The organism is Mycobacterium sp. E1715 (assembly GCF_001667625.1).
GTDB lineage: Bacteria > Actinomycetota > Actinomycetes > Mycobacteriales > Mycobacteriaceae > Mycobacterium.
Map to the genome: position 1 here is coordinate 1 of NZ_LZJJ01000406.1, position 10,689 is coordinate 10,689.

Below are 10,689 nucleotides of genomic sequence, written 5' to 3' on the forward strand. Positions count from 1 at the left end.
TTGGCCCGGCCGAGGATCGGCATCAGCAGCAACCCGGCGGCGGTCAGCGCGAGCCCGATCGCCGACGCCTCGGCGCGGTGCTCACCGATCAGCTCCCGCACGGATTCCGCGGCGATGTACGGGGCGGTCAGCCAGAACGACACCGCGACACCGCGTTGCGCGCGCCGAGGCGTCGGCGATCGGGCTCGCGCTGACCGCCGCCGGGTTGCTGCTGATGCCGATCCTCGGCCGGGCCAACCGCCGACTGGGCGCGCGGCTGGACTCGGGCGCCACCGAGGCCGAGGGGATGCAGAACTACCTGTGCGCCGCCCAGGCGGCCGGGGTGCTCGTCGGGCTGGCGACGATGGCGCTTTGGTCCGGCGGCTGGTGGATCGACCCGGCGGTCGGGCTCGGGATCGCCGGCGTCGCGGCCTGGCAGGGTGTGAGGGCCTGGCGCGGCCACGACTGCGGCTGCTGCTGAGCTAGTCGAGCCGGTACCGGATCAGCCGGGAGCTGTTGGCCACCACCGCGACCGACGACGCGTTGTGCAGGATCGCGGCCAGCACGGGGGACAGCGCGCCGCCCGCGCCGATGATCAGCCCGGCGGCGTTGACCGCGATCGACATGCCGTAGTTCTCCCGGATGACGTCGACGGCCCGGGCGCCCAGATCCCGGACGTCGAGCAGGCGATGCAGGTCGTCGTTGGCCAGCGCCACATCGGCGGTCTCCACCGCGACGTCCGTTCCGGCCAGGCCCATCGCGATCCCGATGTCGGCCGCCGCCAGTGCCGGGGCGTCGTTGATGCCGTCACCGACCATGCCGACCACGTAGCCGTCGTTCTGCAGGCCGCGCACCACCTCGAGCTTGTCCTCCGGCATCACCTCGGCGCGCCACTCGTCGATCCCCAGTTCCTCGGCGACCACCTGGGCGATGTCGGGATGGTCGCCGGTGAGCATGACGATGCGGCGAATCCCATTGTCCCGCAACTGTTTAAGCACCTCGACCGCTTCGGTGCGCACCTCGTCGCGCAGGCTGATCAAGCCCACCAGCTTGCCGTCGACCGCGAGCAACAGCGGGGTCTCGGCCTGGCGCCGCAGCCTGTCCACCCACTCCGAGGCCTTCTTCGACACCCGCACCTTCTCGGCGCGCAGCAGGCCGGGGCTGCCGAGCAGCAGGGTGCGGCCGTCGGCCCAGGTGCGCATGCCCAGGCCGACCAGGACCTCGCACTCCTCGTGCGGCGGGATGGTGATGTGGCGCTCCTCGGTCGAGCGGATCACCGCCTCGGCCAGTGGATGGCGGGAGTGGATCTCCGAGCTGGCCGCGTAGGCCAGCACCTGCTCGGGCTCCCAATCCTTGTGCAACGCAATGATGTTGGTGACCACCGGACGGCCGACGGTCAGCGTGCCGGTCTTGTCGAACACGATCGCGTCCACCCGGCCGGCCTGCTCGAGGTGCGATCCGCCCTTGATCAGGATGCCGCGGCGCGCGCCGTTGCCGATCGCGGCGCTGATGGCCGTCGGGGTGGACAGGCCCACCGCGCAGGGGCAGGCGATCAGCAGCATGGTCATCGCGCGGCGCACGTCCCCGGTGACCGCCAGGGTGAGCGCCGAGACGATGAACGAGGTGGGAACGAAACGGCGGGAGAAGTTTTCGCCGACGGTCTGGATGGGCGCCCGGTCGTGCTGCGCCTCCTCGACGCGGGTGATGATGCGTCCGATCGCCGTCTGGTTGCCGACGGCCTCGGCCCGCACCACGAGGCGCCCGCGCACCACGACCGACCCGGCGTGCACGTGCGCGCCCACTGCGACCGAAACGGGCAGGTTCTCACCGGTGATCGCGGACTGGTTGACGATCGCCTCGCCGTCGACGACCTCGCCGTCGACCGGGATCGCGACGTGGTCGTGAATGATCACCTGGTCGCCGATCTCCACTGTGTCGATGGGGACCTGGACCTCGGCCCCGTCGGCGAGCCGGATCCAGGCCGTGTCCTGGCTGCCGCGCAGCAGCTCCGAGATCGCCCGCCGGGTGCGGCGCAAAGTCAGGTCCTGCAGGTACTCACCGATGTTGAGCAGCCACAGCACGGTGAGCGCCACCACGTTCTCGCGCAGCACCAGGCTCGCCACCGTCGCGGCCGACACCAGGGCGTCGGTGCCGGCCCGGCCCGAGCGCAACGAGCGCAGCGCCCCGCGCAGGAACGGGTAGCCGGTGAAGATGGTGACGCCGGTGGCCAGGATCCGGCCGTTCGGGCCCAACAGCGGTGGCCGGGCGAACACGTAGCGGCGCACGCCGAGCAGGGCCAGCGCCGCGCCGCCGATGACCATCCGCAGCACGTCGGTATTGCGGATCTCCGACGAATGCGGAGCGCGGGCCGGGATCAGCTCGGCGGCGACGTGCGCGGCGGAGGCGATCGCCGCCAGCACCGCGGCGCGGTCACACCGCCGGGGCGAGTACCAGACGACGACCGATCCGGTGCGCGGGTAGGCGTGCACCACACGCACGCCGTCCTCCTTGGCGACGGCCTCCTCGACCGCCACCGCGCGCCGGGAGTCGCACCGCAGCCAGTCGACGGAAACCCGCATGCGCCCGGCCGCATCCGAAATAACCTGCAGCGCAGGGTCTTTCGAGCGGACCGGCTCGAGGGCGGTGGCGAGCGCCATCTAAACGGGGGTCAGTGGTCGTGCTGGTGGACGTCGGCGACGGCCGGGGTGGGCGCTTCCTCGCCGATGCGCTCGCGGGCTTCTGCCATGACGTCGGCGATCTTGAGCCGGGCCGACTCGGCGGCCTCCTCGGCCTTGCGGGTTCCGCGCAGCCCGAGCTCCGCCGCCGACACCGCGGTCTCGTGCAGCGGCGCCTTGGCCACGGCCTTGCGCACCACCTCGTAAGCCGTCACGCCGACGAGGCCGGTGACCACAGTCGATGCCGCCTTTGCCAAGAGCGCGTACCCCGCCATTGCCCGGACCTCCTTGTCGTCGCCGCGTCAACCGACGCTCGCTCGACGTTAACATTGAAATATAGCGATATCAATATGAATCGCGCGTCCCTAGAGCACCCGGGTGACCTTCTCGGTCTCGATCCGGTGCGCCAGCGCCGACGGGTCGGGATGGGCGACCTGCACCAGCGACGCGCCGACGGCCAGGATCGCCAGCAGGCCGTCCACCAGTTCCCGGGGGCCCGGCCACGCGGCGGTGGAAAGCACCCGGTCCTTGGCTGTCAATTCCCTTGCGGCGGCCGAGCTTTGGCAATCGGCCAGCACCTCGTCGACGGACCGGCCGGCCAGCGCCGGGCCGGGATGGCGTTCGGCGACGATTTGGTCGCCGTGCACGCGCACGGCGGTGGCGTAGTCGGTGACGCCGATCGGGAGGTCCGCGGCCGGACGACCGAACGGGTCCAGCGACAGCACCGCCACCTCACCGGCCATCGAGTCCGCCTCGTCCAGCCGCCCGGCGGTGCACAGCGCGAGGTCCGCCGCGCCCGGTTCGAGCACCGCCTCGGCGCCGATCCACCACACGCCGAACAACACGGCCGCGGTCTGCCAGTGCGCCGGCAGCAGGATCGCGACCCGGCTGCCCGGCCCGGCGCCCAGCTCGTCGCGCAACAGGTTGCCGGTCTTGGCCGCCCAGTTGGCCAGCGTGACCGCGGACAGCTCGATGCGCTCGCCGGTGGCGTCGTCGTAATAGGTGATGCGCGGGCCGACCGGATCGGCCCGCAGCATCGGGTCCAGGATGGCGCCGGAAAGCGTGCTCAGTTGATGCACTCGGGCTTGTCGGAACCGGCGGTCAGGATCGGCGAGGGCGCCGGGACGTTGGGGTCCGCCGCCACCGAACCGACGTTGGACACCCGGGCGGGCATCACCGTCCCGGTGCCGGACAGGCCCGAGCCGGGGCCGCTGTAGTCGTTGCCCAGCACCACCCGAACCGAGCCCGGTGCCAGGGACGGATCAGCGACCACCGGCAACCCGCCCAGCTCCTTGGACACCTCCTGGGCGCCCACGTCGTCGGTCTTGGCGGCCCGCACCTGGCTGCCCTTGACGTGGCCGCCGTCGTTGTTGCCAACCGTGCCCGCACCAAATCCCTTGGACGTCAACACCTGCGACACCGCCGACGCCAGCCCGTTGATGTCGGTGTCGTTGACCACGCTGGCGGTGGTCTTCGCCGGGGTGTAGGCGATCTCCTCGGTCTTGCCCTGCTCCTGGTCGTGCAGCAGCCCGCTGACCCAGTCGGCGACCTGGTGCGGATCCACCCGCACCACGCTCTGCATGCCGTCGTCGCTCCAGCCGGCGCCGTCGAGCACCGGGATGGTGGCGAACGCGACATTGCCACCGGCCAGTTTCTGCATCTGCTGCACAAAGTCCATGACGTCCCAACCCGACGAGATCACCACCGAGCGCTGCACGGCCGCCTCGAGCCTCTTGACCGTGGTGGGGCTGGACAGCGTCTTGCCGGAGATGACCCGGTGGGCCAGCGAGGCCATCACCACCTGCTGGCGCACCACCCGGTCCAGGTCGCCGCGCGGCAGCTCGTGCCGCTGGCGGACGAAGCTCAGCGCCTCCGGCCCGTCGAGCCGCTGCGGGCCGGCCGGGAAGTCGGCACCCGAAAGCGGTTCGAACACCGGCTCTTTGAGGCAGACGTCCACGCCGCCGAGCGCGTCGGTGATCAACGAGAACCCGAGCAGGCCGATCTCGGCGTAGTGGTCCACGGTGACGCCGGTGAGGTCGGCGACGGTCTTGATCAGCGCTTCGCGCCCGGCCTCGGTGCCCTGCGCGGCGGCGTCCTCGGCCGAGTCGCCGGCCTTGACCAGGCTGGTGCGCTTGGCCTCACGGGTCTGGCCGTAGACGCCGTTGATCTTCGTCTTGCCCAGGCCGGGGGCCGCGACGTAGGAGTCGCGGGGGATCGAGATGGCGGTCGCCGACTTCCCGTTGTTGGGGATCCGGATCAGGATGATCGTGTCGGTGTTGGTCGCTTCCTCGTCGCCGGCGCGCAGGGTGGCCAGTTCCTCCTGCGACAGCGGGTTGCCGTGGGCGTCGGTGCGGCTGTCGAGGCCGACCAGCAGGATGTCGATCGCGCCGTCGTCGCCGCCCTTGCCGAGCGAGGGTGCGGACATGTGGAAGATGCCGTCCTCGAAGGAGCGGACGTTGCTCCACGCCAGCCCGGTGCCGAGGACGACAACGAGCGTGAGCGCAGTGGCAATCACACGAACCACACGTTGCACAGGCATCCCACTAGGTTACTTGCGACACAGACGCTTCGCGGGTAGCGAACCCCCGCGCGCCCCGGCCGTCGCCCGCGCTTTTGCGCGCATGCCAAACTCAAACCATGTCGAGCAGGATCGTGATCGCCGGTGCCGGGGGCCAACTGGGCCGCTACTTGCGCTCGCTCGCGGCCGGTCAGGGCCGTGACGTGCTGGCCCTCACGTCGTCGGAGTGGGACATTACCGACCCCGCCGCCGCCGAGCGGATCGTCCGCGGTGGCGACGTGGTGATCAACTGCGCGGCGTACACCGACGTCGACGGCGCCGAGAGCGACGAGGCCGGCGCCTACGCCGTCAACTCCACCGGACCGGAGAACATCGCCCGCGCCTGCGCGCGCGTCGGCGCCCGGTTCATCCACGTCTCCACCGACTACGTCTTCAACGGGGACTTCGACGGCGCCGACCCGCGCCCGTATGAGCCCAGCGACCGGACCGCGCCGTCGGGGGTCTACGGGCGCAGCAAGCTCGCCGGGGAGCAGGCCGTGCTGGCGGCGCTTCCCGAGGCCGTCATCGTCCGCACCGCCTGGGTCTACACCGGCGCCGACGGCAAGGACTTCGTCGCCGTCATGCGCCGGCTGGCCGCCGGGGACGGCCCGGTCAACGTGGTCGACGACCAGGTCGGGTCGCCCACCTACGTGGGCGACCTGGCGGAGGCGCTACTGCAGATCGCCGACGACGGCGTGCCCGGGCCGATCCTGCACGCCGCCAACGAGGGCGCGGTGTCCCGCTTCGAGCAGACCCGCGCGATCTTCGAGGCATGCGGCGCCGACCCCGAGCGCGTCCGGCCGGTCAGCACCGCCGAGTTTCCCAGGCCCGCGCCGCGCCCGGCCTACTCCGCGCTGTCGGGCCGCGAGTCCGCCGCGGCGGGCCTGCGGCCGTTACGGCCCTGGCGCCCCGCGCTTGTCGCGGCGCTCGCGGCCGCCGACCGACCGTTACCCTCGACGCGTGACTGACGTCCTGCCGGTCGTGACGGTGACCTACTCACCGGGCCCACACCTCGAGCGCTTCCTGGCCTCGCTGTCGCTGGCCACCGAGCGGCCCGTGTGCGTGCTGATGGCCGACAACGGCTCCACCGACGGGACGCCGGAGGCCGCCGTCGAGCGCTACCCGAACGTTCGGCTGTTCCACACCGGGGCCAACCTCGGGTACGGCACCGCGGTGAACCGGGCGGTCGAACAACTCGACCCGGGCGACGACTGGGTGATCGTGGCAAACCCGGACGTGCAATGGGGTCCGGGCAGCATCGACGCCCTGCTAGACGCCGCGACCCGCTGGCCGCGCGCCGGCGCACTCGGCCCGCTGATTCGCGACCCGGACGGCTCGGTGTACCCGTCGGCGCGGCACCTGCCCAGCCTGGTCCGCGGCGGCATGCACGCGGTCGTCGGCCCGGTCTGGAAGCGCAACCCGTGGTCGGCGGCCTACCGGCAGGAGCGGCTGGAGCCCACCGAACGCCCGGTGGGCTGGTTGTCCGGGTCTTGTCTGCTGGTCCGCCGGTCCGCCTTCGCCCAGGTCGGCGGGTTCGACGAGCGCTACTTCATGTATATGGAAGACGTCGACCTCGGGGACCGGCTCGGCCGGGCCGGCTGGCTGAGCGTCTACGTGCCGTCAGCCGAGGTGTTGCACCACAAGGGCCACTCCACCGGGGACGACCCGGCGAGCCACCTGGCCGCGCATCACGAGAGCACCTACCTGTTCCTGGCCGACCGGCACGCGGGGTGGTGGCGGGCGCCGCTGCGCTGGGTGCTGCGGGGCTCGTTGGCGTTGCGGTCCCGCCTGATGGTGCGCGGCGCGCTGCGGGATCGGAGACGGAAACTGGCGGAAGGGCGGCGCGCAAATGGCTAACCCGCAAGTCGATGCGGTGATTCTGGTCGGCGGCAAGGGCACCCGGCTGCGGCCGCTGACGCTCTCGGCGCCCAAGCCGATGCTGCCCACCGCCGGTCTGCCGTTCCTGACCCACCTCCTGTCGAGGATCGCCGCAGCGGGCATCGAGCACGTCATCCTGAGCACCTCGTACCAGGCCGCGGTGTTCGAGGCGGAGTTCGGCGACGGATCCAAGCTGGGCCTGCAGATCGAATACGTCACCGAGGACAGCCCCCTGGGGACCGGCGGCGGCATCGCCAACGTCGCCGGCCACCTGCGCCACGACACCGTGCTGGTGTTCAACGGCGACGTGCTCTCGGGCTCGGACCTCAACCAGATCATCGACTTCCACCGGGCCCAGCAGTCCGACGTCACGCTGCACCTGGTGCGGGTGGGCGACCCCCGGGCCTTCGGCTGCGTCACCACCGACGAGAACGGCCGGGTCACCGCCTTCGTGGAGAAGACGCAGGACCCGCCGACCGACCAGATCAACGCGGGCACTTACGTGTTCGCCCGCGGCATCATCGACCGGATCCCGCGGGGCCGCGAGGTGTCGGTCGAACGCGAGGTGTTCCCGGCCCTGCTCAAGGACCCGGACGTCAAGGTCTGCGGCTACGTCGACGCCACCTACTGGCGGGACATGGGCACACCGGAGGACTTCGTGCGCGGCTCGGCGGACCTGGTGCGCGGCATCGCGCCGTCACCCGCGCTGCACGGCCACCGCGGCGAGCAGCTGGTGCACGACGGCGCGGCGGTGTCGCCGGGCGCGGTGCTGGTCGGCGGCACCGTCGTCGGGCGGGGCGCCGAGATCGGGCCCGGCGTGCGGCTGGACGGCGCGGTGATCTTCGACGGCGTCAAGGTCGAGGCCGGCAGCGTGATCGAGCGCTCGATCATCGGCTTCGGCGCGCGCATCGGCCCGCGGGCGCTGATCCGCGACGGCGTGATCGGCGACGGCGCCGACATCGGCGCGCGCTGCGAGCTGCTGCGCGGCGCCCGGGTCTGGCCCGGCGTTGCGATTCCCGACGGCGGGATCCGCTACTCGAGCGACGTCTAAGGCGCACGCCCTCTTCCGCCGAGCGTCACGCCAGCGTGGCGCCCGGCGCCGTCGGTCACGCTAGCGTGACCCGCGCGACCGGGTGGTGCCCCGAGCGCGCGCGACCAAATACGCCAGCGCGTGGTCGGTCCCGTCCGGCAGGGCGTCGGCCGGCCACCACCGCAGGTCATCCGACTCGTCGCTGATCGCGATTCGCGCGCCGGCCGGCGCGTGCGCCACGAACTGCAGATCCAGGTGGCGGGTGGGCACGCCCAGCGAGCAGGTGACCGGGTGGACGTGCACCGCGGCCAGCCGGGGTTCGATGCGCAGGCCGTCGACGCCGGACTCCTCGGTGGCCTCGCGCAGGGCGGCGGCGGCGATGTCGCGGTCGTCATCGTCGCAGTGGCCGCCCAGCTGCACCCAGCGGCCCAGCCGCGGATGCAACGTCAGCAGCACGCGGTCGCCGGTGTGGTCGACCACCAGCGCCGACGCCGTGACGTGGCCGGGCACGCACTCGCGGCGGCACGCGTCGGGACGGGCGAGCACGAAGGCAAGCACCGCGTGGCGCAACGAATCCTGCCCGGCGTCGGGCGCCTGCCAGTCGGACAGCAGCGCGATAGCCGACTCCCGGACGCTCACCGGGCGCCCCGCCGCTTCCGGCGATCCCGCAGCGAGGCCCATGCCGCGCGGCACCGCGCCACCACCTCGGGTTGCAGACCCAGGCGGTCGATCAGGACGTGGCGGTCGACGAGGTCCAGCGCCTTGTCGATCTCGTTGGCCTTCAACAGCAGGTCGACGTCGCCGGCCAGCCCCGGGCCGGCCAGCGCCGGTGGGGGAATGGGCAGCTGCTCGGCCTCGCGGGGTTCCAGCTCCAAGATCCCCCCGCCGTAACTGCGGCCGATGATCTCGGCGAAGGCGAACGTCACGCTGTTGTGGAAGGCGGTGGCCAGCGCGGCCGCCTCGACGCCGGGGGAGAGCCGGACCCGGTGCACGGTGTCGGTGCTCGTCGCGTCGGCGGCGTTGACGGTCAGCCGCGGCGCCAGGTGAATCTGTCGCAGCAGGAACAGATCCGGGACCCACGGCGACGGAGTGCTCCACCACGGCTTGCGGATCGAGCATTTGTAGCCCCGGTGCACGCCGGCGGACTCACCGGCCCGGATGTGTGCGATCAGCGCGGGGTCGTCCGGCTCGCGCGGCGCGTCGAGCAGCCAGGTCCGACGCCCGGCCGCGACATCGCCTGCCCGGCAGTCGGTGTCGTAGAACAGCCCGGATAGCTGCGCGCTGCGCGAGACGAGCGGCACGCAGTGGGGCAGCAGCGCGAGTTCGCGGGCCTGCGCGTCGGTGAACGTGAAGAAGCTGTTGCGGCCCGTGACGATGCCGACGTCCACGTCGGCGACCGAGCCGAGGCGGGTCATGGCCGCCGATCCCTTGAGCGTTCGCAGCGCCCGGATCGCGTCAGGGCGCAGAAAATATTTGGTCCACTTCTCGTTCTCGTGCAGCAGCGCGGGAGCCCAGTCGACGTCCAGGGCCGCGCGCGCGAGCGCGTCGGCGTCGGTGAGGTGCAGGGTGCGGATGCGGGCCGGCCCGGCGCCGGCGACCCCGCAGAACAGCACGACCTCCTGCAGGATGCCGTCGAACACCAAGCGCTCGAACGTCACCAGGGTGATGTCGCTGAACCGGCTCAGCAGGAACTCGCGCAGCTGCGCGGCGTAGGTGACCTGAAGCAATTCGGCCGGCAGCACCAGTCCCACCCGGCCGCCGTCGCGCACCAAGATCGAGCTCGCCACCACGAAGGGGACCCAGGCGTTGGTCAGGCGGCTGGGCCGCAGGCCCGCGCGCCTCATCAGTTCCAGCGCGGGCTCGCGCTGCTCGGCCGCCCAGTTGCCGAACCGGATGTAGGGCGGGTTCCCGGCGACGCCGTCCCAGGCGCCGGGTTCGGTGGTGGCGAGCCAGCCGAACAGGTTCGCGGCGTCTACGGGCGCGAATTGCCTTGCCTTGGCCGCCTCCTCGCCGACGAGTTCGACGCCGCGGGGCCGTCCGCCGAGGGCGGCCAGCTCGCGCAGGATGGCACCGTCGCCGCAGGAGGGTTCGACGATGCGCGGTCCGGCTTCGCGAACCCAGCCGGCCAGGAACCGGGCCACGGGCGCGGGCGTGTAGTAGCCGCCGCGGGCCTTGTCGGCGGACGCCGCCGCCTTGCCCGCGAATCTCATGGGGCCAGTATCACTTGCGGATCAACAAATCCCCGGCGTCCGCGGCGTCGCGCGGGCCGGCGGGTTCCTCGGGGTAACCGATCGCGATGGCGCCCAACGGCTCCCAATCGGCGGGCAATTCGAGTTCGGCGCGCACCAGGTCGGGGGCGAAGATGGTCGAGCCGATCCAGCAGCTGCCCACCCCCCGCACGGCCAGGGCGACGAGCAGGGCCTGCACGGCCGCCCCGACGGCGACGGTGAACATGGTGTGCTCGGCCTCGGTGCGGGCGGCGTCGGGGTACGTGTGCGCGCCGTCGAGAGCCAGCATCGGGATGACGACCTCGGGTGCGTCGTAGAGGATCTGGCCCCGCGCCACCCGGC

10 protein-coding genes and 1 pseudogene are annotated in these 10,689 nt (G+C 72.1%); 4 read left to right on the plus strand and 7 right to left on the minus strand.

The window, feature by feature from the left end; genetic code table 11:
- Positions 1-160 precede the first annotated feature (160 nt).
- A pseudogene (locus A9X03_RS19885) lies at positions 161-460 on the plus strand (cation transporter); the annotation flags it as partial.
- Position 461: 1 nt separating this feature from the next.
- On the opposite strand, the gene ctpC reads toward A9X03_RS19885, so the two are convergent.
- The 4 genes from ctpC to A9X03_RS19905 form a co-directional block, all read right to left on the minus strand.
- Complete coding sequence (gene ctpC / locus A9X03_RS19890; RefSeq protein ID WP_068262588.1) at positions 462-2,636, minus strand: manganese-exporting P-type ATPase CtpC; 2,175 nt, start codon at positions 2,634-2,636, stop codon at positions 462-464.
- Positions 2,637-2,647: 11 nt separating this feature from the next.
- Positions 2,648-2,929 carry a DUF1490 family protein gene (locus A9X03_RS19895; RefSeq protein ID WP_066949897.1) on the minus strand — a complete coding sequence of 94 codons (282 nt, stop codon included), beginning with the start codon at positions 2,927-2,929 and terminating at the stop codon, positions 2,648-2,650.
- A gap of 90 nt (positions 2,930-3,019) precedes the next feature.
- A complete protein-coding gene (locus A9X03_RS19900; RefSeq protein ID WP_197696113.1) occupies positions 3,020-3,733 on the minus strand; it encodes a TIGR03089 family protein in 714 nt (237 codons plus the stop codon).
- Positions 3,721-5,193, minus strand: coding sequence for an LCP family protein (locus A9X03_RS19905; protein WP_067758979.1), 1,473 nt, complete (start codon positions 5,191-5,193; stop codon positions 3,721-3,723). The genes A9X03_RS19900 and A9X03_RS19905 overlap by 13 nt, the downstream gene beginning before the upstream one ends.
- Before the next feature lie 98 nt (positions 5,194-5,291).
- Between A9X03_RS19905 and rfbD the strand changes: the two genes are divergently transcribed.
- From rfbD to A9X03_RS19920, 3 genes are read left to right on the plus strand one after another with little or no spacing between them, the layout of a single operon-like run.
- Positions 5,292-6,179: a dTDP-4-dehydrorhamnose reductase gene (gene rfbD / locus A9X03_RS19910; protein ID WP_067758982.1), complete on the plus strand. Its 888-nt coding sequence runs from the start codon at positions 5,292-5,294 to the stop codon at positions 6,177-6,179.
- Positions 6,172-7,068 carry a glycosyltransferase family 2 protein gene (locus A9X03_RS19915; RefSeq protein WP_067758985.1) on the plus strand — a complete coding sequence of 299 codons (897 nt, stop codon included), beginning with the start codon at positions 6,172-6,174 and terminating at the stop codon, positions 7,066-7,068. The genes rfbD and A9X03_RS19915 overlap by 8 nt, the downstream gene beginning before the upstream one ends.
- Positions 7,061-8,140 carry a sugar phosphate nucleotidyltransferase gene (locus A9X03_RS19920; protein WP_067758988.1) on the plus strand — a complete coding sequence of 360 codons (1,080 nt, stop codon included), beginning with the start codon at positions 7,061-7,063 and terminating at the stop codon, positions 8,138-8,140. Before A9X03_RS19915 ends, A9X03_RS19920 begins: the two co-directional genes overlap by 8 nt.
- Before the next feature lie 60 nt (positions 8,141-8,200).
- Here the strand turns inward: A9X03_RS19920 and A9X03_RS19925 are convergent, their stop codons facing one another.
- From A9X03_RS19925 to A9X03_RS19935, 3 genes are all read right to left on the minus strand, one after another.
- Positions 8,201-8,758: an NUDIX hydrolase gene (locus A9X03_RS19925; RefSeq protein WP_197498887.1), complete on the minus strand. Its 558-nt coding sequence runs from the start codon at positions 8,756-8,758 to the stop codon at positions 8,201-8,203.
- A complete protein-coding gene (locus tag A9X03_RS19930) occupies positions 8,755-10,329 on the minus strand; it encodes a class I SAM-dependent methyltransferase (RefSeq protein ID WP_067758991.1) in 1,575 nt (524 codons plus the stop codon). The genes A9X03_RS19925 and A9X03_RS19930 overlap by 4 nt, the downstream gene beginning before the upstream one ends.
- A gap of 10 nt (positions 10,330-10,339) precedes the next feature.
- A partial coding sequence (locus A9X03_RS19935; RefSeq protein WP_197696114.1) for a nitroreductase family protein occupies positions 10,340-10,689 on the minus strand: 350 nt, incomplete at its 5' end.

Coding starts and splice junctions, on each gene's coding strand:
- ctpC (WP_068262588.1), bottom strand. CDS start 2,636: ATGGCGCTCGCCACCGCCCTCGAGCCGGTCCGCTCGAAAGACCCTGCG.
- A9X03_RS19895 (WP_066949897.1), bottom strand. CDS start 2,929: ATGGCGGGGTACGCGCTCTTGGCAAAGGCGGCATCGACTGTGGTCACC.
- A9X03_RS19905 (WP_067758979.1), bottom strand. CDS start 5,193: ATGCCTGTGCAACGTGTGGTTCGTGTGATTGCCACTGCGCTCACGCTC.
- rfbD (WP_067758982.1), top strand. CDS start 5,292: ATGTCGAGCAGGATCGTGATCGCCGGTGCCGGGGGCCAACTGGGCCGC.
- A9X03_RS19920 (WP_067758988.1), top strand. CDS start 7,061: ATGGCTAACCCGCAAGTCGATGCGGTGATTCTGGTCGGCGGCAAGGGC.
- A9X03_RS19930 (WP_067758991.1), bottom strand. CDS start 10,329: ATGAGATTCGCGGGCAAGGCGGCGGCGTCCGCCGACAAGGCCCGCGGC.